This is a genomic window from Pseudomonas rhodesiae (genome assembly GCF_007858255.1).
Lineage (GTDB): Bacteria > Pseudomonadota > Gammaproteobacteria > Pseudomonadales > Pseudomonadaceae > Aquipseudomonas > Aquipseudomonas rhodesiae.
Genome location: NZ_VFEU01000002.1, coordinates 43,128 through 68,115, shown reverse-complemented (window position 1 = coordinate 68,115; position 24,988 = coordinate 43,128). Strand labels below are relative to the sequence as shown.

Below are 24,988 nucleotides of genomic sequence, written 5' to 3'. Positions count from 1 at the left end.
AGGTGGAGCGTTAGACGCCGCAAAACAGCCAGTGTTGCACGGCAAATAAAATAGCGACATTCGTGGCCGAACATGGTCTGTTAGGCACTGGATTGCCTGGAGTAATGTCGTCCATGGATTTTTTTGGCCCGCACCTGCTGGCGTACTTTATCGCCACCCTGCACTTCTTTGGCACCCTAGCCGCGATCCACGCGGTGCTGACCGTCCGGACCGCCCAAGGCTCCATCGCCTGGGCCTTGTCGCTGATGTTCATGCCGTACCTGACCCTGATCCCTTACCTGATTTTCGGCCGCAGCACCTTCGATGCGTATATCCAGGCGCGCCGCCAGGCCAACCAGGAAATGCACAGCGCCATCGCCGCGCTCAACTGGCGCCCGTGGGTCGAGGAAGCACTGGCCGCGCGTCACTCCAACGCCTACGGCTCATTGCGCGCCATGCCCAAACTGGGCCGCATGCCGTGCCTGGCCAATAACCAAGTGCAACTGCTGGTCAATGGGGATGCCACTTTCAGCGCGATTTTCGACGCCATCCGCAACGCCAAGTCCGCTGTGCTGTTCCAGTTTTTCATCATTCATGACGACGAACTTGGCCGGCAATTGCACGCCCTGTTGAAGGAAAAGTCCGCGCAAGGCGTGGCCATTCATGTGCTGTACGACCGCATCGGCAGCCACGCCCTGCCCCATCACTACGTGCAATCACTGCGTGACGCGGGTGTGCAGATCAAAGCCTTCGCCACCCGCAGCGGCTGGCTCAACCGCTTCCAGGTCAACTTCCGCAACCATCGCAAGATCGTGGTAGTGGACGGCATCACGGGGTTTCTCGGCGGGCACAACGTGGGGGACGAATACTTGGGCAAAAAGCCGCCGCTGGCACCGTGGCGTGACACCCATGTGCAAGTCACCGGCCCGGTGGTGGCGTGCCTGCAGGAATCGTTTGCCGAGGACTGGTTCTGGGCCGCGCGGGAACTGCCGCCGCTGATCCTGCCGGATTCCTATCCCGAGGATGGCGTGCTCTGCCAATTGCTGTCCAGCGGTCCGGCCGACCCGTACGAAACCTGCTCACTGTTTTTCGTCGAGGCGATTCACGCCGCCACCGAACGGGTGTGGATTACCAGTCCGTATTTCATCCCCGACGAGGCCGTGTTCGCCGCCCTGCGCCTGGCGGTGTTGCGCGGCGTGGATGTGCGCCTGCTGCTGCCATCGCGCCCCGACCATCGCATCGTCTACGCCGCCTCTAGCCTGTACGCGATTGAAGCCGTGCGCGCCGGGGTGCGCGTGTTCCGCTATACACCCGGTTTTCTGCATCAGAAAGTGGTACTGGTGGATGGCGAAATCAGCGCCATCGGCAGTGCGAATATGGACAATCGTTCGTTCCGCCTGAATTTTGAAGTGATGCTGCTGACCGTCGATGAAGCCTTCGCCCAGCAGGTGGAGCAGATGTTGCTCGACGACTTCGCCCAAGCCCATGAAGTCAGCCAGGAAGAAAGCCGCGAAACCCGCCAGTTGCAGCATTTGGGAATGCGCGTCGCGCGCTTGATCTCACCGATTCTCTAACAGCCAACACGGTAGAAAAATGGTGGGAGGGGCTTGCCCCCCTCCCACCTCTGTATCACCGGTTCAGCGGTAGATATCTTCCCGCGTCCACGGCAGTTCATGACTGCCATCGGCATGGGGTTTGACCGCCAGGATCTGGTGCAGGTTGATCCAGCCCCGGGCGAACGCATAAGCACAGCCCGCCAGGTACAGCCGCCAGATTCGCAGTGCCTGTTCCGGCACCATTTTGGCTGCGGCTTCCAGGTTGTCTTCCAGGCGCTCGCTCCAGTGGTCAAGCGTGCGCGCGTAGTGCAGGCGCAGGCTCTCGACATCGACCACTTCCAGCCCCACTTCGCTGAGCTCGGCGGTCATCATCGCCAGATGCGGCAGCTCGCCATTGGGGAACACGTAGCGCTCGATAAAATCACCCGCACCGCGCCCGACCGGACGGCCGTCGGTGTGCTTGGCGGTGATGCCGTGGTTCATCACCAGGCCGCCTTCACGCACGGCGCCGAACAAGGTCTTGCAGTACTGCGCCAGGTTAGCGTGACCAACGTGTTCGAACATACCCACGCTGACCACTTTGTCGAAGCGGCCATCCTGGGGCAGATCGCGGTAGTCGAGCAGTTGCAGGTCAACCTGACCCTGCAAACCCTCGGCATTGACCCGCTCCCTGGCCAGTTGCAATTGCTCTTTGCTCAGGGTGATGCCGAACACCTTGACCCCAAACTCCCGCGCCGCAAACCGCGCCAGCCCACCCCAGCCGCAACCGACATCCAGCAGGTACTCGCCCGGCTGCAACCGCAGCTTGCGGCATAGGTGGCGGAATTTGTCCTGCTGGGCCTGGTCGATGGATTCGCTGCCGGTTTCGAAATAACCGCAGGAGTACGCCATGTCCTGATCGAGCCACAGCTGATAGAAGGCGTTGGACAGGTCGTAATGGTAGGAAATGGCCGCTGCGTCTGTGGCCTTGTCGTGGATCGAGCGCACCGGACGACTGCCTTCGTCGTCATCGACCAGGGCGTGACTTAACTCGTCGCAAACCCGGATCACTTCGGTGATGGAGCCTTCAAGCTCCAATTTGCCCACCACAAAGGCTTCGCCCAAGGTATCGAGCGTGGGATGGGAAAGCTGAGACACGACCGTGGGGTCCTTGACCACGATGGTGACGCTGGGCTCTGGGCCCAAGTTGAATTCATGGCCATCCCAGAGTCGAAGACGCAGCGGCAGCTGAAGATTCTGTAAGGCCGGTGGAAGTTGCGCGAGCATGAGTAGTCCCCCCTTGTTTCAGACGTCTGCTGTGAGGGTAGACCATCTCAAGACGCGTAGGAGGCTATCGATTAATAGCGCCTGACTATGCCGCTCGATACTGCAGCAAACCGTCCTGGACCCACTGTTTCAGCCACGTAACAGCCTGCAATGGGGCACCCTCTGCATAAGTGACTGCCAGTTGGGCACACAGTTCTGCAAAACACCCACCGGTCGTCACCATGGTCGTCAGGGCGCTGGCTTCCGCCGGCTCCAGCGTGCGGTAGCGACACACCTGTTCATGGCGCCATACCAGGCAGGTCTGCGCAGGTTCCACCGCATGGCTGCCTGGAAAGTCACCGTTATCTTTGGCCGCGCGCCAGATTGCCAGGGAGTTGAAATGGCAACCCAGTTGCTGCACCGACGGAACCCACGCCACTTGCAGCCCCGGCCACGCCTGCGGCGGTAGCTCGGCCATGTCCGCCAGGGTCAACGGCTCGCCATGGGGCGCATCGAAGGCCAGAGTAAACGCCCATTCCAAACGGGCCAGTTCGGCCAGCGGCGCGCCGTGTTCTTGCGCCAGGTGCTCAAGGATAAACGTCGCGAACCGCTCACCGAGCCAGCGCAAACTGTAATGCTCGGACGGATAACGCCGCACATAAGCGCCGGCCAGCGCGGCAAACTCATCATCCCCCAACCAGTAGCGCACGGCGCTGAAATCATGTCGCAGCACGTCCAACAGGCGCGCGCGATAAGCGTTGTGGTAGATCGCCAGGCCCGTGTCCACATCCAGGCTCGGCCCGCCGCGCAATGTCGCGGCAAACCCGTGGTCTTGCGCCGGCGCGTCGTTAAGCAGGTGCGCCTCGAACGCCAGCTGCCAGTCGGTCAGGCGCATAAGGCTCTCCCGGCCAAGGCGGATGCGCCTAATTGGCGAGCCTTAGTCAATTCGTCGAGCAGTTCCTGAAACGGCGGGAAATGGTCATCGCGCTCCAATAAGGTCGACACCGGCCCGATGTGCGCGAGGGTTTGTTGATACAGCGCCCACACCGGATCACACACCGGGTGGTCATGGGTATCGACCACGTAATCGCCATAATCGCGGTGCCCGGCCAGGTGCAATTGGCGGATGCTCTGCGGCGGCAGGTTACAGATAAAGGTCCACGGGTCGAACCCATGGTTACGCGCGCTGACATAGACGTTGTTCACGTCCAGCAGCAATTGGCACCCCGACAAATGGGCCAGGGCATTGAGGAATTCCCACTCGCAGAACTCATCGGCCTTGGCACGCACATAGCTGGAGACGTTTTCCAACACCAAAGGCCGCTGCAATACGTCCTGCACCTGACGAACGCGGCCGGCCACGTAATAAAGGCTTTCCTCGGTGTAGGGCAACGGCAGCAGGTCATGCAACTGGTGCGCGTTGCCGCGGCTCCAGCACAAATGGTCGGACACCCATGCCGGCTGGATGCGCTCGGCGAGCTGTTTGATCTGCTTCAGATAATCGAAATCGAGGGCATGGGGCCCACCGATGGACAGGGACACGCCGTGCATCACCAATGGGTAGCGCTCAGCGATGGCGTCCAGGTAGTACAAGGCTTTGCCACCCTGCACCAGGTAATTCTCGGAGATCACTTCAAACCAATCCACTGCAGGGGATTGCTCAAGAATCTGTTCGTAATATTCGTTGCGTAGACCCAGGCCGTAACCCAGGAAGGGAAGAGAGGTGGCCATCATGGACTCCGGAAAAAGTGTCCGCAGCGGTCGCAAAACACGCTGCGGGAGCACTTGGCTTGCGTTTATTCGCCGACTTTGCCGCCCGCCTTATCGCATTCCGCCTTGGTCATGGCCTTGAAACCGTGGCCCTTGCACACCGCCTGGCCTTTGCAGGCGTTTTCCGCAGTCTTGCAGTCGTTCATGCCTTTGCAAGACGTGACGCCGTAGCAATGCACCTGAGCATCAGCCGCTTGTGCCTGGGTGGCGACACCGGCAAACATGGAAGCGGCGGCGATCGCCAGGGCAGCACCGGAAACGGCTTGTTTGATATTCATGGGGTCATCCTCATTGTTCAGTTGGGAAGTCGGCCGAGCACTGCGCTCGGTCCTGACATGCCACTAGAGTGAGGCCCCCCATCGGCGTTACAGCCCCTCGCATGTATTTCTGAAAATTTATTCTTCCGGTTTCAGCAGCGGCTCCTGAAACCGCAGCAAACGCCCGGCATTACCCAGTACCAGTAGCGTGCTGAGGTTATGCAACAGCGCCGCAATCATCGCCCCCGCTGCGCCCAGCCAGCCGAAGGCCGCGAACACGACGATGGCCAGCGTCCAGCCCAGGCCAATGATCACATTGACCTGCAACGTCTGCCGGCACTGGCGACTCAAGCGCACACAGGTGCCCAAGCGCCGCAGATCGCTGCCGATCAGCACCACGTCCGCCGAGGCCAGCGCGATATCCGCCCCGCCCGCGCCCATGGCCACGCCGACCACGCCGGCCTTGAGTGCCAGGCTGTCGTTGATGCCATCACCCACCACCATTGGCCGGAAGCCGCTATCGATCTCGGCCAGCACGCGGTTGAGCTTGTCCTCCGGCAGCGCCTGGGCGGCGACATCACTGATGCCCACCTCCAACGCCAGGCTGTCGGCGACACTTTGGCGGTCGCCGGTGAGCAGCAACTGACGCCCCAGGCCCAGCTCGCGCAGCTCTTGCAGAGCCTGGCGGGCCTCCGGTTTGACGCTGTCGGCCAGCAGCAGCCAGGCCAAAAATTGCCCGTTCAGCGCCAACCCGGCAATCGGGCCGTCATGGGTCGGCACGGCGGTGGTCACGATGCCCAATTGCTCGAACAACTCAGGGCGTCCCAGGGCCGCTTCGCCCTCCTCGGTCTGTGCCACTACGCCCAGGCCCTGGCGTTCGCGGATGTCGGTCAGCACCCACATCTGTTCCTGCGTCGCCAACCCCGCCAACGCCCGGCTGACCGGATGGCTGCTGGCCGAGCCCAGGCTGGCTGCCAGGTTCAGCAACACCTGCCGATCGGGCGCAGTGGTTTCGATGGATTGCAGGCGCAGGGTGCCAAAGGTCAGGGTGCCGGTCTTGTCGACCACCAGGGACGTCAGGTCCGCCAACTCCTCTAGAAATGCCGAGCTGCGAATCAAAATCCCGTGGCGCGCCGCCACGGCAATCCCGGCAATCGCCGTGGCCGGTGCCGACAACACCAACGCACACGGGCACGCCGCCACCAGCACGGCGAGCATCGCCTGGGCGTCGTTGGTCACAAACCAGGTGACCGCTGCCAACAGCAACACCAGCACCATGTAACTGCCCGCATAGCGCTCCAGCAGCCGCGTGATCGGCGGCTTGGAGCGTTCCGCGTTCTGCATCAATGCAATGACTTTGCCCAAGGTCGACTCATGCCCGGTACGCGTCACTTCAAGACGCAACAAGCCATCCAGATTGATCGCCCCGCCAAACACCTGCACACCGGCGCTGGCCTCCAGTGGCACCGATTCACCGGTGATGGGCGCCGTATCCAGGCTGGCCTGGCCCGACAGCACCACGCCATCGGCTGGCACCCGGTCGCCCGCGCGCACTTCGACGATATCGCCGGTGTTCAGCGTGGCGTTGTTCACTTCCTGAATGCTGCCGTCGGCCTGCACAAGCCGCGCGTGGCTGCGGGTCAGCTTGCCCAGGGCGTGGATCGCCTCTTGGGAGCCGATCACACTGCGTTCTTCCAACACATGGCCGAAAATCATGATGATCGGCAGCAACGCCGCGGTCAGCAGATCGCCAGTGGCCCAGGCGCCGAGCATGGCCAAGGCGATCAGTTGGTCGGTGATGCCATGCAGGCTGGGAAAACGCAGGCTGTACCAGGCCGAACGCATCACCGGCACCGCCACCAGCAGCGAGGCCACGCCCAGCAGCAACTGGCTCACCCCGCTCTGGTCCGGCGCCAGCCAGCGCCACACCAGGCCCAGGATCAATAAGCCCAGCGCCAGCATCGCCAGGGTCAATTGCCGCGCTGCGCTGCGCTGCTCGGCGGACGTCAGCATCGCTGTGCTCATTGTTCGGCTCCCTGGATGATCAAGCGGGAGTCGTCTTTAGGATCGACCGTGGTCACGGAGCCGGCCTGGCCAAGTATTTTCGGCAGGCGCTCGCGGTACAGGCGCAACAGCAGGCCAGGATCTTTCACCTGGGCCAGGCTGGCCACCGCAGCGGTTTGCGCCTGGGCATTGGCCAAGCGTTCGCTAGCCTGGGCATGGGCCACTTGCACCAGCCGGTCGGCCTGCTGGGTGGCGGCCTGGGTGAGTTTCTCGGCTTCGGTGCGCGCATTCGCCACGGCTTTATCGGCCTGTTGGCTCGCGGTGAGCACCGCGTTGAAGGCATTGACCGCTGGGCCCGGCAGGCTCGATTGCACATCCACACGGGTGACTTCGATACCCAGGCCTAGCCCACTGGCGGTCAACTCGGCCAGGCGTTTGTTAATGCCTTGCACCAAATCGCCGCGCAAGCGCTCGCGGCGTTCGGCGGCGCCGTTGTCACTGCCGATCAATTCCGGGCGGGCCACCAGGATCGTGTCCAAGTCCCGCGCCGCCGTCAGCGCCACCGCGCTGCGGGTCACCAGGCGATCCAGCGCGGGCAGCACATGTTCGCCCTGCAATACAAAGGCATAGGGTTCGGTGACCTTGTAGAACACCCGCACATCCAGTTGCACCACGCCGGCATCGCCGGTCAACAGATAACCGGAACCGGCCAAAGCGTCGCTGAGCGGCGTGGCGAAACTGGCCACGCGGTCGGCCTGGAGTGCCGCGTCCGAACGCAACAACCCTTCCACCCGACGCTCGATCACGCGATCCGCCGCCGGCAGCAACACCACCTGTTCGAACGGCTGCGGCCAGGCCAGCAACAACCCGGCATTCTGGATGCGGTCCAGCGCACCGAAGTGCAACACCACCGCGCGATTCTGCGGGTCGATCTGGCGCACATTGGAAAACGCCCAGGCCAACGCCGCCAGCATCGTCACCGCGTACAGCGCCATAAAGGTCAAGCGTCCGGCCTGGATCCAGGGGCTGTCCGGGCTGCTACGCTCGGTCATGGCTGAACATCCTTGGGCCCGTCCACCAGCGCGCGAAACGGCGCGGCATCGGTGCGCAGGATGATTTTGCTGCCCGGCGTGACCACCGTGCCCAGGGTGTCGAGCGAGCGCAGCAGGTTATACAACTGCGGATTGCTGGCGTAGGCGCGCCCGTAGATCTGCGCCGCTTCGACCCGCGATTGGGCTTCGATATCGGCGGCCTTGACCGTGGCATCCGCTTGCACGATCCGTGCGTCACGCTCGGCGGCCGAACGGATCTGCGCCGCTTCACGCTTGCCCACGGCGGTACGTTCAGTGGCAATGGTTTCACGCTCGGCGCGCATGCGGTCGACGGTGGCGGTGAGGGTCACCGACGGCAAGGTCAGCCGTTCGACCCCCACCTGCGCCACGCGCACGCCGTACGTGGCAAGCAGTTGTTGATCGATCTGCTGGCGCAACTGCGCCTCGAAATCGGCGATACGCACCTGGCCGGCGTCGGTGTTGACCAGGCTGGACAGGTCGAAACTGGCGGCAGTGGTTTCCAGCGCCGAACCGACAAACGTACGAATCTGCCGCGCGGCTTCATCCGGTTGGTTCTGCACCGCGCGCATAAAGCGCTGCACATGCTCGGCGTCACCCTGCACCTGCCAGGCCACGTAGGCCTGCACGATGATGCGCAGGCCATCGCGCGTACCCACATCCTGCAAACCGCTGGAAGTGGTGCGCAGGCGCAGGTCCACCGGGATCGCCGCTTCGAACGGCGCCGGCCAGCGCCAGCCCAGGCCCGGTTCCAGCAATACCCGCGACGGGTTGCCGAAGCGGGTGATCACCGTGGCCTCGCCGGAACGCACCTGCACCAGGCTTGCCGCCGCCAGCGCAAACAGCACCAGCAACGCGGCCCAGCCCATGCGCCGCCAAGGGAACGGCCCGGCGGCGTGTTCCTCGCCATGGTGATGGTGGTGATGATGGCCGTGGTGATGACCGTGATCGTGGGAATGAGCGCTCAACAGACAGACTCCTTATTGCACGGCTTTACGCGGCGCCATGGGGTCGGCCGGCAAAGTGAAAGAACGCAGATCGATGGTCGGCGCGCCATCGGCGCCCAGACGGTGATCCAGAATGAGCAACTTGGCGTGGGCCAGGCCCTGGCTGAGCTGGCTGAAATACTGCTCCAGCACAAACGCCCGGCCCGCCGTGGCATAGGCCTTTTGTTCGGCCGTGAAACGCAGGTCCGCAGCCTGTGCGGCGGCATTCACTTCACGAGCGCTGGCCTGGGCCTGGTCACGGGCGGTGCTGGCTTGCAGTTGGGCCTGGTTGGTCTGCTCGCTGGCGGCGCCACGTTCGCGGGCAATCAGGGCCTGGGCTCCGATCTGCGCGGCCTGTACGGCGTGGTAGGCGTTGGCGGCGCCGGCCGGCGGGTGGATGGCTTCCACCACCGTGGCAAGGATTTCCACCCCGCTGTTCAGACGCTGCAAATCTGCTTGCACGGCGCGGCCGATTTCATCCGCCAGGCGGGTGCGCTGCTCACCGAGCAATTCATCAAGGGTGCGCGAGGCAAACTCATGCACGAGGATGCGGCTGGCGGTGCTGCGGATCAGCGTCGGCACATCCGCGCTGTTATAGATAGCGGCGAGCGCAGCCTGGTCGCTGAGGCCGATGCGGTAGACGAAACGCACGTCCATATTGACGATCTGAAAGCCCTGGGTGTCGCCCCGACGGCTGGCGATGACCTGGGATTTGTCGTTCACATGGCTGGCGTCCCAAAGACGATTGGCAATCAGCGGCGGCGGCCCTTCGGCGGGCGCCAGTGCCGGGGCGGCGGCGTCGCTGGCGCTGGTCGCCAGCTCATGCACCACGCCGTTTTCCACTGGCAACACACGCCCTAATGGCCAGGGCAATCCGGCGTGCAGCCCAGGGCCGAACACCTCGACCGGTTTACCGAAGCGCTCATAAATCCCACGGCCTTGCAGCGGGACTTCATGCACACCGGTCAACGCCCAACCAATCGCCAGCACCACCAGCAACACCGGTAAAAACGCTCGGCGCATGTAGGTAAATGCCCAGATCTGGCGCAGATCGATGCCGAAGCGGTTGTGCAATTCGTGCTGCAGCGCCAGCAACGGGCGCGGCGGCCAACGCAGCAGATCGGCGATAAAGCTCTGCGCCAGCAGGCGCGGTTCCAGCCGTGGCTGGCGCGGGCTGAACAGCGACAGCACGGCCCTGAGCAAAAACTCCAGCGCCACCAGCGCCGGCAACAACCCAATAAGGGTCGCCAGACGCAGTGGCCACACCGATGCCTCACTGGCAAATAGCAGGCAAACCGCACTGATCACCAGGCAACCGATCGCCACCCGGCACAACTGCGCCAGCTGCGCGGCTTCCGGCCATTGCGCGGAGGTTTCCTGGGCCAACCGACGCTCGAACACCAGCACGCCAAACGCCAGGGCCAAGGCCAGCGCGGCGCCGATACTGGCGGATTGGCCGACCTGGGCGGCCGGCAACGTCAGGTTCCAGAACTCCACCACGCTGATCAGCGCCAGCAGCGACCAACCGCACAGCCACAACACCGGAGTACCGACCTGCGCCAGTAGCCCGCTACCGAAGCGCTCGAACAGCCGCGCCGACCAGCCGTCGGACGCCTCGGAGGAGGCGCTGGGCTCAGCCGTCGTCGGCTCCAGCGCCTGCGCGCGCCAATCCGCCACCCACCATGCCGATTGCAACCCAGCCACCAGCACCAGCAACGCCGAAGCGCAATTGATCAACACCACCGGCCAGATCGACAGCGGCGCAAACAGCGCGACAAACAACGCCAGTACCCAGCCGGTCACCGCCAGCACCGTCAGGCTGATACCGGCCTGGCGCAATCGACGGGCATGGAACAGCCCCTGCTGAAAACGCGGCAGGCCCTCCACCGAGGCGCCGTCAGCTTCTAGATCCACTTGCATCCCAACACGCCTGCTCGTACACAATTCGTTACGATATAACACAGAGCGTGAAATTTTTGTTCGCTTTGGGAGGGGCTTGCCCCCGATGAGGTTGGGTCAGCCTACACATGCATCGACTGCCAGGCAGCTATCGGAGGCAAGCCCCCTCCCACCGTTGAGTGTCAGTCAAGAGCGTGATTAAACCCCCATAAACACGCGCTATCACTGGTGCAGGCCCGGAATAATCGGCACACTCCAGCGGGCTCACGGACAAGGAAGCGTCACCTCCCATGATTTCGATCTATCAGCTCAAACCGCGGTTTCAAAACCTGCTGCGTCCCCTCGTGCAGCGCCTCTACGACAACGGCACCACCGCCAACCAGATCACCGTGCTGGCCGGTGTTATTTCACTGCTGGTCGGCCTGTTGATCGCCGGCTTTGCCCAACACTTGTGGCTGTTTGCGCTGATCCCGCTGTGGATGATCCTGCGCATGGCGCTCAATGCCATCGACGGCATGCTCGCGCGGGAATTCGGCCAGCAGTCGCGCCTGGGTGCATACCTCAATGAACTGTGCGACGTGATCGCCGACAGCGCGCTGATCCTGCCGTTTGCGCTGATCCCCGGCGTCAGCCTGGCGCCGGTGTTGCTGGTGGCGTTGCTGGCGGTGTTCAGCGAATACGCCGGCGTGCTGGGCCCGATGGTCGGTGCATCGCGCCGCTACGACGGGCCGATGGGCAAAAGCGACCGGGCCTTTGTGCTGGGCGTGTTGGCCACCGGTGTGGCGCTCGGCTGGTTGGGGGCCGGTTGGGTCGACACGGTGATGTGGCTGGTCGCCGCGCTGCTGGCCTACACCTTGGTCAACCGTGTGCGCCAAGGCATTAAAGAAGCTCAAACCACCTCCCCTTCTGCATAAAGGATTCTGCGATGCGCGAACAGCAAGAGCACACCTTCAGTACCCATGATGGCGTCGAGCTTTTCTATCGGCACTGGCCGGCCACCGCCCCAGCGGGCGGCGAGCCGCGTAAGGCAATCGTGTTGTTCCATCGCGGCCATGAGCATTCGGGGCGTATCGCGCATTTGGTCGACGAACTCGACCTGCCTCAGTTCGACTTCTTCGCCTGGGACGCCCGTGGCCATGGTCAGTCACCCGGCGAACGCGGCGACAGCCCCAGTTTTGCTACCAGTGCTCGCGATGTGCAGACCTTTTGCGACCATATCGGCGTCACCTACGGCATTGAGCAAGACAACTTCGCCGTGGTCGCCCAAAGTGTCGGCGCGGTGATCGCTGCCACCTGGGTACATGATTACGCGCCGAAAATCCGCGCGCTGGTGCTCGCCTCCCCGGCGTTCAAGGTCAAGCTGTATGTGCCGTTCGCGCGGCCGGGCCTGGCCTTGATGCGCAAGTTTCGCGGCAACTTTTTCGTCAACAGCTATGTGAAGGCCAAGTTCCTCAGCCACGACCCGGAGCGCGTGGCGTCCTACGACAGCGACCCGCTGATCACCAAGGCGATTTCGGTCAACGTACTGCTGGGCCTGTACGAAGCTGCCGACCGGGTAGTAGCCGACGCCCAGGCGATCCAGGTGCCAACTCAGTTGCTGGTGTCCGGCGCCGACTTCGTGGTGCACCGCAAACCCCAGCAGCAGTTTTTCGACCGCCTCGGCAGCCTGAAAAAAGAACTGCATATCCTCCCCGGTTTCTTTCACGACACCCTCGGCGAACGCGACCGCGCGGTGGCGGTGAGCAGCGCACGGCGGTTTATTCTGCAGAACTTCACCCAACCGCTGGACCGCGCTTCGCTGCTGGATGCCGACAAACTGGGCGCCACCTGCGCCGAGTCCGAAGCCCTCGCCGCACCGCTGCCGCGCAACTCCCTGCGTGACCTGTACTGGCGCATGACCCGCGCCAGCATGGGCCTGGGCAAGAACCTGTCCGAAGGGGTCAAGCTGGGCTTCGACACCGGTTTCGACTCGGGCAGCACCCTGGATTACGTATACCGCAACACCCCCACCGGCAAAGGCGCCCTGGGGCGGATGATCGACACCAATTACCTCAACTCCATCGGCTGGCGCGGCATTCGCCAACGCAAGTTGAACGTCGAAGAACTGCTGCGCCTGGCCATGGCCAAGTTGCGCGATGAACAGCGCGCGGTGCGCATCGTCGACATCGCCGCCGGCCATGGCCGTTACATCCTAGAGGCGTTGCAAGGGGTGACGCCGCTGCCGGAATCAATCCTGCTGCGCGACTACAGCGACATCAACGTGCGCGACGGTGGCGCGCTGATCCGCGAAAAGGGCCTGGGGGATATCGCGCAGTTCGTCAAAGGCGACGCGTTTGACCGCCAGGATCTGGCGGCGCTGGACCCCAAGCCGACCCTGGCCGTGGTGTCCGGGCTGTACGAATTGTTCGCCGATAACGCCATGGTCGGCGGCTCGCTGGCCGGCTTGGCCGAGGCGGTGGAGCCTGGCGGTTATCTGGTCTACACCGGCCAGCCATGGCACCCGCAGCTGGAGCTGATCGCCCGTGCGCTGACCAGCCATCGCCAGGGTCAAGCCTGGGTCATGCGTCGGCGCAGCCAGGCGGAAATGGACCAACTGGTGGAGGCCGCCGGTTTCCGCAAGATTACCCAGCGCGTGGATGAGTGGGGCATTTTCACAGTGTCCCTGGCCCAGAAGATCTGATCATGCGCGAACCCGGCCTGTTAAAGCCTGCCGTTCTGTGGCTGCTACTGTTGGCACCGCTGTTTTTCAGCACCTACGGCTTTGCCACCTGGGTCACCAGCCAGCGCAGCGATGTCGGCACACTGGTGTTCGATTGGGAAAGCCATATGCCCTTTTGGGCCTGGACCATCGTGCCCTACTGGTCCATTGACCTGCTGTATGGCTTCTCCCTGCTGCTGCCCAACAGCCGCCATGAGTTGAAACAACACGCCCTGCGTTTGCTGTCCGCCCAGGTCATCGCTGTCAGTTGCTTTTTGATCTGGCCGCTGCGCTTCACTTTCGAGCGGCCCGAACTGGATGGCGTATTCGGCTGGTTGTTTGCCGTACTGGCGGGCTTCGACAAACCCTTCAACCAGGCGCCCTCGCTGCATATCGCGCTGCTGGTGATTCTGTGGGTGATGTACCAGCGGCACGCTCAAGGCGTGTGGCGCTGGGTGGTGCATGGCTGGTTCGCCTTGATCGGTATTTCGGTACTGACTACTTATCAACACCACTTTATCGACTTACCCACAGGCGCCCTTGCCGGCTGGCTGTGCGTGTGGTTATGGCCGGTGGAGCACCCGAGCCCGCTGCTGAATGCCCACCTGGCCCGCGACCCTAAGCGCTGGCGACTGGGGTTGTGCTACGGGCTGATGGCCATGGCCCTGGCAATACTGGCCTTGGCGTTTGGCGGCGGCTGGTTATGGCTGCTGTGGCCGTCGGTGTCGCTGGCGTTGGTCAGTACGAACTATTGCGCGCTGGGCGCTGCCGGTTTTCAAAAACGCAGCGATGGTCGACTGACGCCAGCCGCTCGCTGGCTGTACGCACCTTACCTGGCCGGGGCGTGGATAAATTCGCGGCTGTGGACACGCAAACATCCCCAGCCGGATCTGATTGTGGATAACGTCTGGCTCGGGCGAATTCCCACAATTGGCGAGCAAACTTCCTTCAACGCCATCGTCGATCTATGCGCAGAGTTACCGATTCATCCACAGGGTCGTGCCTATCAGTGCATTCCGGTGTTGGACCTGACCACGCCCACACCCGCCGAATGCCTGCAAGCGGCCCAGGCCATCGAGCGTTTGCACGACGACGGCCCATTGCTGGTGTGCTGCGCCCTGGGTTATTCGCGCAGCGCCACCGCCGTCGCCGCCTGGTTGCTAAACAGCGGGCGCGCCGCAACGGTGGATGAGGCGCTGGCTATGATTCGTACAGCGCGGGCCGAAGTGGTCCTGCATCCTGCTCACCGTTTAGCCCTGGAGGGTTTGCCCCATGCCCGCTGATATGGAACTCCAGATCGTCGCCAGCCTGCTGCGCCGTGGCCGCTCGCTGGATCAGTTATCCACAGGCCTTACGCTGGTCGGTGTATTGTTCGGCCTCGCTCAGTTGCTGATGGCCAGCGTGTCGCCGATCTGCCTGTTGATCAGCCTGTGGATGATTATTCTTGGGTTGCTGCAAAAGTATTGGGCGCTGCGCGTGGCCTTCGATGCGGACCTGTTTGCGTTGCTGGCCCGCGACACCGAACGCACCGCCGACCTCGACCAAGCGCTGCAAAGCCTGGGCCTGCAATCGGCCAAGCGCGCCGGCCGGCCTTGGGCCGAGCGCCGGCGCGGTGCCCTCAAACTGCTGCGCAAACAAGCCTGGTTGCTAGGCGCGCAAGCCCTGCTGACCCTGGCCGTGATCCTCGCCAGCCCTTGGCTGCCTTTTGCCGGATAAGGAATTCCCATGTTCGAACCTGTGGTTGCCACGCTGATTACCTCCATGGCCCGCACCGTCACCGGCGCCCGCAGCCTGTGGCTGGGTTGCGCGCCGGTGCCGGTGCAACGTATCTACTTCGCCAACCACAGCAGCCACGGCGACTTTGTGCTGCTGTGGGCCTCGCTGCCGCAAAATCTGCGCGCATTCACGCGCCCCGTGGCCGGTAGCGACTACTGGAACAAGAGCGCCCTGCGTCGCTACATCATCAACCGCGTATTCAATGGCGTGCTGATTGATCGGGAGCGCAAAGAGCCTGTGGATAACCCCTTGCAGCCGATGCTCGATGCCCTTGAGGGCGGCGATTCACTGATCATTTTTCCCGAAGGCACGCGCAATCTGGAAGACGGACTGCTGCCATTCAAAAGCGGCCTGTACCACCTGGCAAAAAGTTACCCACAGGCCGAACTGGTGCCGGTGTGGATAGCCAACCTCAACCGGGTCATGCCCAAGGGCCGAGTTCTGCCGCTGCCGCTGCTGTGTACCACCAGCTTCGGCGCACCGCTGCACCTGGAGGACGGCGAAGACAAAGCCACGTTCCTCGCCCGTACCCGCGATGCCTTGCTCGCCCTCGCCCCGGAGCATTTCTGATATGCCTAGCCAAACCCTGATGTTGTTCGGCGGGATCGGCGCGATCCTGGTGCTGGCGTCGTTGATCGGGCTGATCCTCAAACTGCGCACCCGTGGCACGCCAAACGCGGTGATCGACAACCTCAACGCACGCATCAATGCCTGGTGGGTGATGGTGGTGGTGATCGGCATTGCCTTCTGGCTCGGCACCGGCGCGGTGATCCTGTTGTTCTACGCCGTGTCGTTCTATGCCCTGCGCGAATTCCTGACCCTCACGCCCACCCGACGCAGCGACTACCCCGCGCTGGTGGCCGCGTTCTACCTGGCGCTGCCGCTGCAATACCTGCTGATTTACTCGGACTGGTACGGCTTGTTCTCGATCTTTATCCCGGTGTACGTGTTCCTGCTGCTGCCGATCCTCGCGTCCCTCGGCGGCGACAGTACGCACTTTCTGGAGCGCGCGTCGAAAGTGCAGTGGGGGCTGATGATCGCGGTGTTCTGCGTGTCGTTCGTGCCGGCGCTATTGACCCTCGACATTCCCGGCTACGAAGGCCGCAACCTGCTGCTGATCGCCTACCTGGTGATCGTGGTGCAACTGTCGGACGTGCTGCAGTACGTGTGCGGCAAGTTATTCGGCAAACGTAAGATCGCGCCCAACCTGTCGCCGTCCAAAACCGTGGAAGGCTTCGTCGGCGGCATTCTGCTGTCCTCCTTGATCGGCGCGGCGTTGTGGTGGACCACGCCGTTCAACCCGTGGCAGTCATTCCTGATCGCCTTGCTGATCAATCTGCTCGGCTTCGCCGGCGGGATTGTGATGTCGGCGATCAAGCGCGACCGGGGGGTGAAGGACTGGGGGCATATGATCGAAGGTCATGGCGGCATGTTGGATCGGCTGGATTCGGTGTGTTTTGCTGCGCCGATTTTCTTTCATCTGGTGCGCTACTGGTGGACCTGACATCACCGCACTTAAACAGCTAATGATCAAAAAGTGGGAGGGGTAAAACCCTCCCACTTTTTGTTACAAAGACCCGTGTAAGATACGCCGCACTCAGCCAGGGATGCTCACCATGTTCGATTCGCTTAAAGCCATCAGCCGCCGTGTTGTGGGTGTGTTTCTGACACTGGTGGGGGCCGTGTTTGGCCAGTGGCATCCGCCGCGCTGGCTGCGTGCTATTGGCCATGGCCTGGCGAATCTGGGCCGCAAGGCGCGTGCTTATCCACGCCAAGCCGGTGCCGGGATTTTGGGCCTGATGCTGCTGGCGGCCATGGGCTTTTATGGTTGGCAGTGGTATTCCAACCTGCCGCAGCCGCACACCGTGGGCTATTCGCTGCACAAACCCAATCTGACCGACTACACACAGCCATCCCCCGTTGTGGATAACTTGCAGGTGCGTTTTGCCGAATCGGTGGCCCCATTGGCGGCCATCGGCAAACCGGTGAGCGAAGGCATCAGCCTCAAACCTGCCGTGGCCGGCACCTGGCGCTGGGCCGATGACCGCACCTTGTTGTTCGTACCGGAGAAAGACTGGCCTGTGGATGCGGGTTACACCCTGGACCTGGCTAAGAAAAACCTGCTGGCCGATGGCGTATTGCTCAGCCAATACAGCAGCCAGTTTTCCACCCAGCCCTTCCGCGCCACCCTGGCGCAAAACGAGTTGTATCAAGACCCGTCCAACCCGACGCTAAAACAGCTGGTGGCGACCTTCCATTTTTCCCACCCGGTAGATGAAGACAGCCTACGTAAGCGCGTGTCGGTCATCCTCGGCAACGGCCTGGCGTACCGTGATGCGCAGCTGCCCAATCGCCCGGAAATCACCTTCGACGAGCACAAACTCAACGCCTACGTGCGCTCCGCCGCACTGGCCACGCCGCTGGAAAGCACGCCCGTCAGTGCCAAGTTGGATGAAGGCATCAAGGCCCGCGACGGTGGCAACGCCAGCACTGCACCGCTGATAGCGGAAGTGACCGTGCCCGGGCGTTATCGCCTGACGTTTACCGGTGCCGAAGTGAGCTTTGTGGACAATGCGCGCGGCGAGCCGGAGCCGGTGCTGATGTTCAGCAGTTCCAGCGCCGTAGCCGATGACACCATCGCCGGTAAGGTACAGGCCTGGCTGTTGCCAGAAAAAGCCGAGGACGACACCCGTCCCTACACCACCGTCGACATTGACGATGCCCTGCTCGCCCGCAGCACCAAAGTCAGCCTCACCCACGTGCCCAGCGTGGAACCGCTGAACACCCTGCACGCGTTCAAGTTCAAGGCCCCGGCCGGCCGGGCCCTTTATGTGCGCGTACCCGCCAATTTGGAAGCTATCGGCGGCTACTTGGCGAAAAATCCCACGGCGTCCTTGGTAAGCATGCCGGCGTATCCGCGCACGTTGCAGTTTCTGTCCGACGGCGCGTTGCTCAGCCTCAACGGCGAAAAGCGCTTGGGCTTCATGGCCCGTGGCGTGCCCGGCGCCCATGTGGAAATTGCGCGCCTGCTGCCTAATCAACTGCAGCACCTGGTGGACCAGAGCAGCGGCAGCTTCGCCCGCCCTAATTTTGGTAATGAGTACTTCGATCGCATGGTCGAGCGTCAGGCTCTGGACATTCCCCTGTCGTCCAATGACCCGGCCAAAACCGTCTACGACAATGTGGACCTGAGCCACTACCTCACCGCCAACGGCGGCCGGCGCGGTATTTTTGTACTTAAGCTCAGCCCCCAGGATGAACAGGCCGAACGCACCTTCGACTATGACCGCAGCGGCACCCGCGACCTGCGGTTTATCGTGGTGACCGACCTGGGCATCATCGCCAAACGTTCCAGCGATGGCAGCCACGATGTGTATGTACAATCCATCGGCAGCGGTTCTCCGGTGGCCGATGCGCAGGTCGACATCATCGGTCGCAACGGCCTGCCGGTCGCCAGTGGCCATTCGGATGCCGAAGGCCACGCGCATTTCGCCAAGCTCGATGAACTGCGCCGTGAGAAAACGCCGCTGATGTATGTGGTCACTCGCGGCAATGACCAGTCCTTCCTGCCCATTGCCCGTCAGTCCCAACAACTGGATTTATCGCGTTTTGATGTAGGCGGTTTGGAAGAAGACGGTGCGATCGATCGCCTCAGCGCTTACCTGTTCACCGACCGCGGCCTGTACCGGCCCGGCGAAACCGCGCACCTGGGCATGATCGTGCGCAGTGGTAACTGGAAAGGCGCCCTGCAAGGCTTGCCGGTGGAACTGCAAATCACCGATCCACGCGGCCTGGAAGTGATCCGCCAGCCGCTGAAGCTGTCCGCCAGCGGTTTTGAGAGTTTTGATTTCCCCAGCAGCGAAGTCGCCCCCGCCGGGGATTACACCGCGACGCTGCAGCTGATCGGCCAGAAACAGACGCGCACCGACCTGGGCAGCGTCAACTTCAAGGTGCGTGACTTCGAACCGGACCGCATGAAAGTCAGCCTGAGCCTGCACGACACCCCGGTGGCGGGTTGGATTGCGCCGGACCAAGTGGTGGCCAAGGTCACTGCCATGCACCTGTTCGGCGCACCGGCGGCGGACCGTCGCGTCACCGGCAAAATGTCCCTGAGCCCGACGCTCGCGGCCTTTGATCGCTACCCCGATTACCGCTTCCGTCTTAACGACTCCTTGGAGGACGCAAGCACCGAAGACCTCGCCGAAAGCACACTCGACGACAACGGCCAAGCCGTGCTCGACCTCAACCTGCAACGTTTCGCCAACAGCACTTACCGCCTGCAAGTGATGACCCAGGTGTATGAAGCCGAGGGCGGTCGCAATGTGGCAGCGCAGAGTGCCTTGCTGGTGTCGTCCGCGCCCTACCTGGTGGGTGTGAAAAGTCAGGATTCGCTGTCGTACGTCGCCAAGGATGCGCCGCGCCAGGTGCAATGGCTGGCCGTGGCGCCGGACCTCACGCCGCTGGCGGTGGATGGCCTGACCAGCGAAGTGGTCGAGCACCGCTATGTCTCGGTGCTGGTGAAACAATCCAACGGTACCTACAAGTACGAGTCGCGCATCAAGAACATCAGCCAGCCGGCCTCACCGCTGGCGATGACCAAGGACGGCGCCACACAGACGTTGAACACCGCGACACCGGGCGACTTCACCCTGCAAGTCAAGGACGCCAACGGCAACCTGCTCAACCAGATCGACTATAGCGTCGCTGGCCATGGTAATACCTCACGCTCTCTGGAGCGCAACGCCGAACTGCAATTGCGCTTGGATAAACGCAGCTATGCCACCGGTGACGAGATCGCCATCAGCCTGCGGGCGCCGTACACCGGGGCGGGTCTGATCACCATCGAACGCGACAAGGTCTACACCCAGCAGTGGTTCAAGGCCGACAGCACCACCAGCGTGCAACATATCCGCGTACCTGCGGGCCTTGAGGGCAATGCCTACGTTAACGTGCAGTTCGTACGCGATATGGGCTCGCCGGAGGTGTACATGAGCCCGTTGTCCTACGGGGTGGTGCCGTTCAGCATCAACCTGGATGCACGGCGCATGGCGTTGAAAGTGGAAGGCCCGGCGAAGATCGAGCCGGGGCAGACATTGGACATCAAAGTCAGTACCGATCGGCCGGGCCGTGCAGTGGTGTACGCGGTGGACGAAGGCATCTTGCAGGTGGCGCGCTATCAGACGCCGGACCCGCTGGGGTTCTTCTTCCAGAAGCGCGCGTTGGAGGTCGGCACCAGTCAGATCCTTGACCTGATCCTGCCGGAATTCAGCCGCCTGCTCAGTGGGGCGGCGCCCGGTGGCGATACGGAAGGCGCCCTGGCCAATCATCTCAACCCGTTCAAGCGCAAACACCAGCCACCAGTGGCCTGGTGGTCCGGCCTGGTGGATTTGCCGGCCGGTGAAACCGTGCTGCACTACCAGGTGCCGGACAGCTTCAACGGCAAGTTGCACCTGTTTGCGGTGGCGGTAGACAGCGACAGCGTTGGCGTCAGCGAAGCCAACACCGAAGTGCGCGGCCCCATCGTGATCACGCCAAACGTACCCGCCTTCGTGGCGCCGGGTGACGTGTTCAATGTCAGCGCCGGGGTGTTCAGCAACCTCGATGCCGCGGCGGACGTGAAGTTTGAACTGCAAACCAGCACCGGTCTGGTGGTACAGGGTGACAAGGGCAGCACGTTGTCCTTGCAACCGCGCAAGGAAGGCACCGCCGAATTCAAGATCAAGGTCGGCGAAACCCTGGGTTCGGCAGACCTGCGCTTTGTCGCGGTGCTGCCGGACGGCAAACGTATTCAAGTGGCCGAAACCACGTCGATCCGTCCTCTGAGCGAGCATCGCGTGGCCCTGAGCCTGGGTCGCTTCGACACCGCTAGCAAAGAACTGAAACCGACCCGCGAACTGTTCGGCCAACTGCGCGACGTGCAACTGGGCGTGGCTGCTTCGCCGCTGGTATGGGCCAACGGCCTCAAGCATTACTTGGATGACTACGGCTACGCGTGCACCGAGCAATTGGTGTCCAAGGCCATGCCGGCGTTGATCTGGGGCGGCACGGCACCAGAGGCCGAGCAAGCCTTCGGCAGTGCGGTACGCATGCTGCGCCAGCGCCAGAACCAGGCCGGTGGCTTCGGTTTGTGGGCTGCCAACCCCGACGTGGCGCCGTACGCCAGCCTATACGCCACCGACTTCCTGATCGAAGCCAAGGAGCGCGGGCTGCCGGTACCGGAAGACCTGTTGGTTCGCTCGAATGCTTATCTGACAGACCTGGCCAATGGTCCTAGCGAAGGCCTGTCGGAATTGCGCAATCGCGCTTACGCCAGTTACCTGTTGAGCCGTCAGGGGATTCTGGTCAGCGGCGCCTTGAGCGATATCCGCGAACGTTACGAAAGCTACTTCAAGGACACCTGGCAGAACGACCTGGGCGCAGCTTACTTGGCCGCCAGCTACAAGCTGCTCAAGCAGGATCGGCAGGCCGACGCCTTGTTTCGCAAGATCCCATGGCGCGCCCTTGTGGATAAGTGGGACAGCGACGGCCTGTATTACGACCCGCTGATACACGATGCTGAGCACCTGCACCTGCTGGCCCGTCACTTCCCGCAAATGCTGGACGACGTACCGACAGCGTTGCTGGATAAACTCGGCAAGCGCCTCAACGAACAGCGCTACAACTCGCTGTCGGCGGCCCTGCTGCTGCGCGCCCTGGACAACTACGGCCAGCGGGCGCAAAGCGACATGACCCTCAAGGCCAGCGCCTGGTTGAGCGACAAGCAGCAACAGCTGTTGGAGATGGCCGGCCAGCCGCCGCGCGCTGCCGTGCCGGCGACCACGAAGAAGCTGGTGATGGAGAAGTCCGACGGCCCGGCGGCGTTTTACATGCTCAGCGAAGCCGGTTTCGACAAGGGTGCCAAGCTCAAGCCGATCAACAATGGCCTGGAAATCATCCACGAGTACCTCGACCTCAAGGGCGAGCCCGTAAGCAAGGTGGCCGTGGGCGATGAATTCTTGGTGCGCCTGCGTCTGCGTGCCACTGACCGTGACAAAGTGCAGCAAGTGGCGGTGGTCGATCTGCTGCCTGGCGGCGTCGAGCCTGTGTATAACTTGCCGCCGGAGCCGGAAGCGGCGAGCACTGAGGAAAGTGAAGGCGAAGGTGACGACGCCGAGTACGTGGAAACCAGTGAAGACAGCCAAGAGGCGGACACGTGGCAAGCCCCCATCGGCGAAACCGAGCTGAGTAATTGGCAGCCGGACTATGTGGACGTACGCGATGATCGAGTGGTGCTGTACGGCACTGCCCTGCGTGACGCAGGCACCTTCGTGTACCGCGTGCGCGCCACCAACGCGGGGACCTTCAATACCCCACCGGCCTACGCCGAAGGCATGTACGAAACCACCCTTCAAGGGCGCGGCAAAGTAGGCCAGCTTGAAATTACCAAGCCTTAAGCGCCTGACGCCGCTGCTCGCAGCGGCGGTGGTGGCGGCGGGGCTGCGCCTGTGGCCCCATGCCCCGCTGGAACAGGCCGCTACCTCATCGCGGGTGGTGCTGGCCGACGACGGTTCGCTATTGCGCATGACCTTGGCGGATGACGGCCAATACCGTCTATGGCTACCGCTGGAGCGGATATCGCCTTCATTGATCGAAGCCTTATTGCTCAAGGAGGATCGCAACTTCTACTGGCATCCGGGGATCAATCCCCCGGCATTGCTGCGCGCGGCCCTTGCTACCTACAGCGGCGGCCAACGCCAGGGTGGGTCGACCCTGAGCATGCAACTGGCGCGGCGCCTGTGGGACCTGAACACTCGCCAGGTACCGGGCAAGTTGCAGCAGATGGCCTTGGCGCTGTGGCTGGAGGCGCGCTACAGCAAGCACGACATCCTTGAGGCCTACCTCAACCTGGCGCCCATGGGCGGCAATATCGAGGGGGCCGAGGCGGCCAGTCGTATCTACTTCGGTAAATCGGCAGCGCAGTTATCGCTGTCCGAAGCGCTGGCGCTGGCGGTGATTCCGCAGCAACCGGGGCGGCGTGCGCGCTTCGGGCCGTCGCTGCAAAACGCACGGCTGCGCTTGATGGCCGACTGGCGCGAGACTTATCCACAAGACCCGCGCAACGACAGTCTGCTCGACCTGCCGCTGGAGGCGCGCAATCGCCAGCAGATCCCGTTTCTGGCGCCGCACCTGAGCGAACAGCTGCTGGCCTCCGAGACCGGCACGCAAATCAACAGCACCCTCAACCTGCCGCTCCAGCAATTGCTGGAACGTCTGATCAGCGGCTTTATTGCCGAGCGCCGCAGCACCGGCGTGGAAAACGCCACGGCCATCCTGATCGACAGCCGCGACCAGAGCGTCAAGGCGCTGGTGGGCTCGGCGGATTACTTATCCACAGGCATCCATGGCCAGGTCAATGGCGTGTTGTCGCGACGCTCGCCGGGGTCGACGCTCAAGCCGTTTCTATACGGGCTGGCGCTGGACCAAGGGATTATCCATCCCATGAGTATCCTCAAGGATTTGCCCAGTAACTTCGGCTACTTCCAGCCGGAAAATTTCGACGGCAGCTTTGTCGGCCCGCTGACGGCGCGGGATGCTTTGATCCGTAGTCGCAATATCCCAGCGGTGTGGCTGGCCAGCCAGGTCAAGTCGCCGTCGTTGTATGGTTTGCTGCAACGCGCCGGCATCAAAGGCCTGCGCGATGAGAGCCATTACGGCCTGGCCCTCGCCCTTGGCGGCGGCGAAATGACTCCGGAAGAGTTGGCGAGGCTGTACGTGATGCTAGCGGGTGACGGGCATCTGCGACCGTTGCGCTATGTGCAGGAACAGCCGCCATCCACAGGCGTGCAATTGCTCACCCCTCAGGCCGCCTTCATGGTGCGCGACATGCTGCGCCGCAACCCGCGTCCGGATGGCCTGCCCGCTCGCCATTGGCGCACCGCATGGAAAACCGGCACGTCCTGGGGCTTTCATGATGCGTGGAGCGCCGGCCTGGTGGGTCCGTATGTGTTGGTGGTGTGGGTAGGTAACTTCGACGGGCGCCCGAACCCGGCGTTTATCGGCGCCAAGACCGCCGCGCCGCTGTTCTTCCGTATCGCCGACGCCTTGCCCCTGGCCTTGCCCAACGTGGTGATCAAACCCGACAAACCGCCCGCCGGGCTGGTGCGCATCGACGTCTGCGCCGCCTCCGGCGAACTGCCCAACCGCTGGTGCCCGCAAACCCGCAAGACCTGGTACATCCCTGGCGTCTCACCGATTCGCGTGTCCAACCTGCACCGCCCGGTACTTATCGACACCCGCACCGGCAAAGCGGCGTGCCCACCGTTCGAGGCGCAATACACCCGCGAGGAAGTCTTCGAATTCTGGCCCAGCGACGTACAACGCCTGTACCGCGCCGCCGGCCTGCCGCGCCGCACACCGCCCAACGTGATGAAGAACTGCCAGCCCAACCGCATCAGCGACCAGAGCGAAGCGCCGCAGATTCGTTCGCCGTTGACCCAAGTGAGCTACCAACTGCGCCTGTCCCAGCCCCAGGAAAGCATTCCGCTGAACGCGAACGCGGCCAGCGACGCGGTGACCCTGTACTGGTTTGCTGACCAAACGTTGATCGGCCAGGGCCCACCACAGGCCACGCTGAATTGGCGACCGGGAAAGTCGGGGGAGTATCGGTTGCGGGTCAGCGACGATCAGGGGCGCAGTGCGAGTCGGGGGTTGCGGGTGGAGTTTGTGCCTTAGGGAGGGTTGGCAGTGGAGACCCGAACGGGCGTGGTTA

17 protein-coding genes are annotated in these 24,988 nt (G+C 62.9%); 9 read left to right on the top strand and 8 right to left on the bottom strand.

The features are described from left to right. Positions 1-113 precede the first annotated feature (113 nt). Positions 114-1,553, top strand: a complete 1,440-nt coding sequence (gene cls, locus FIV35_RS02570) for a cardiolipin synthase (RefSeq protein WP_034139876.1) — start codon at positions 114-116, stop codon at positions 1,551-1,553. Between the two features lie 63 nt (positions 1,554-1,616). Here the strand turns inward: cls and cfaB are convergent, their stop codons facing one another. From cfaB to hflK (FIV35_RS02530), 8 genes are all read right to left on the bottom strand, one after another. Continuing rightward, complete coding sequence (cfaB, locus tag FIV35_RS02565; protein WP_034139877.1) at positions 1,617-2,801, bottom strand: C17 cyclopropane fatty acid synthase CfaB; 1,185 nt, start codon at positions 2,799-2,801, stop codon at positions 1,617-1,619. 85 nt (positions 2,802-2,886) lie between these two features. Then, on the bottom strand, positions 2,887-3,675 hold the full coding sequence (locus FIV35_RS02560; protein ID WP_034139878.1) for an HvfC/BufC N-terminal domain-containing protein: 789 nt from the start codon (positions 3,673-3,675) through the stop codon (positions 2,887-2,889). Next, positions 3,666-4,511 (bottom strand): MNIO family bufferin maturase, encoded by an 846-nt coding sequence (gene bufB, locus FIV35_RS02555; protein WP_034139879.1) that lies wholly within the window; start codon positions 4,509-4,511, stop codon positions 3,666-3,668. Before bufB ends, FIV35_RS02560 begins: the two co-directional genes overlap by 10 nt. 65 nt (positions 4,512-4,576) lie before the next feature. Next, positions 4,577-4,828, bottom strand: coding sequence for a BufA2 family periplasmic bufferin-type metallophore (gene bufA2, locus FIV35_RS02550; protein WP_034101572.1), 252 nt, complete (start codon positions 4,826-4,828; stop codon positions 4,577-4,579). Between the two features lie 117 nt (positions 4,829-4,945). Further along, positions 4,946-6,832: a cation-translocating P-type ATPase gene (locus FIV35_RS02545; RefSeq protein WP_034139880.1), complete on the bottom strand. Its 1,887-nt coding sequence runs from the start codon at positions 6,830-6,832 to the stop codon at positions 4,946-4,948. Continuing rightward, positions 6,829-7,863 (bottom strand): protease modulator HflK, encoded by a 1,035-nt coding sequence (gene hflK, locus FIV35_RS02540; RefSeq protein WP_034139881.1) that lies wholly within the window; start codon positions 7,861-7,863, stop codon positions 6,829-6,831. The genes FIV35_RS02545 and hflK (FIV35_RS02540) overlap by 4 nt, the downstream gene beginning before the upstream one ends. Beyond that, the gene (hflC, locus tag FIV35_RS02535) at positions 7,860-8,852 is read right to left on the bottom strand and encodes a protease modulator HflC (RefSeq protein WP_162276721.1); all 993 of its coding nucleotides are present in this window, start codon (positions 8,850-8,852) and stop codon (positions 7,860-7,862) included. The genes hflK (FIV35_RS02540) and hflC overlap by 4 nt, the downstream gene beginning before the upstream one ends. Before the next feature lie 9 nt (positions 8,853-8,861). Next, a complete protein-coding gene (gene hflK, locus FIV35_RS02530; RefSeq protein WP_034139883.1) occupies positions 8,862-10,787 on the bottom strand; it encodes a protease modulator HflK in 1,926 nt (641 codons plus the stop codon). A 269-nt stretch (positions 10,788-11,056) separates the two neighbouring features. On the opposite strand from hflK (FIV35_RS02530), the gene FIV35_RS02525 reads away from it, so the two are divergent. From FIV35_RS02525 to pbpC, 8 genes are all read left to right on the top strand, one after another. After that, positions 11,057-11,680, top strand: coding sequence for a CDP-alcohol phosphatidyltransferase family protein (locus tag FIV35_RS02525; protein WP_034139884.1), 624 nt, complete (start codon positions 11,057-11,059; stop codon positions 11,678-11,680). A gap of 11 nt (positions 11,681-11,691) precedes the next feature. Continuing rightward, entirely contained in the window at positions 11,692-13,446 is a 1,755-nt protein-coding gene (locus tag FIV35_RS02520; protein WP_083377929.1) for a bifunctional alpha/beta hydrolase/class I SAM-dependent methyltransferase, read from the top strand. Positions 13,447-13,448: 2 nt separating this feature from the next. Then, entirely contained in the window at positions 13,449-14,747 is a 1,299-nt protein-coding gene (locus FIV35_RS02515) for a phosphatase PAP2/dual specificity phosphatase family protein (protein ID WP_034139886.1), read from the top strand. Next, positions 14,737-15,180, top strand: coding sequence for a hypothetical protein (locus FIV35_RS02510; RefSeq protein ID WP_034139887.1), 444 nt, complete (start codon positions 14,737-14,739; stop codon positions 15,178-15,180). Before FIV35_RS02515 ends, FIV35_RS02510 begins: the two co-directional genes overlap by 11 nt. Positions 15,181-15,189: 9 nt before the next feature. Continuing rightward, positions 15,190-15,810 (top strand): lysophospholipid acyltransferase family protein, encoded by a 621-nt coding sequence (locus FIV35_RS02505; RefSeq protein WP_034101581.1) that lies wholly within the window; start codon positions 15,190-15,192, stop codon positions 15,808-15,810. Position 15,811: 1 nt separating this feature from the next. Next, entirely contained in the window at positions 15,812-16,744 is a 933-nt protein-coding gene (locus tag FIV35_RS02500) for a phosphatidate cytidylyltransferase (protein WP_034101582.1), read from the top strand. A 112-nt stretch (positions 16,745-16,856) separates the two neighbouring features. Next, positions 16,857-22,673 (top strand): alpha-2-macroglobulin, encoded by a 5,817-nt coding sequence (locus tag FIV35_RS02495; RefSeq protein WP_034139888.1) that lies wholly within the window; start codon positions 16,857-16,859, stop codon positions 22,671-22,673. After that, on the top strand, positions 22,654-24,951 hold the full coding sequence (pbpC, locus tag FIV35_RS02490) for a penicillin-binding protein 1C (protein WP_034139889.1): 2,298 nt from the start codon (positions 22,654-22,656) through the stop codon (positions 24,949-24,951). Before FIV35_RS02495 ends, pbpC begins: the two co-directional genes overlap by 20 nt. Positions 24,952-24,988 lie beyond the last annotated feature (37 nt).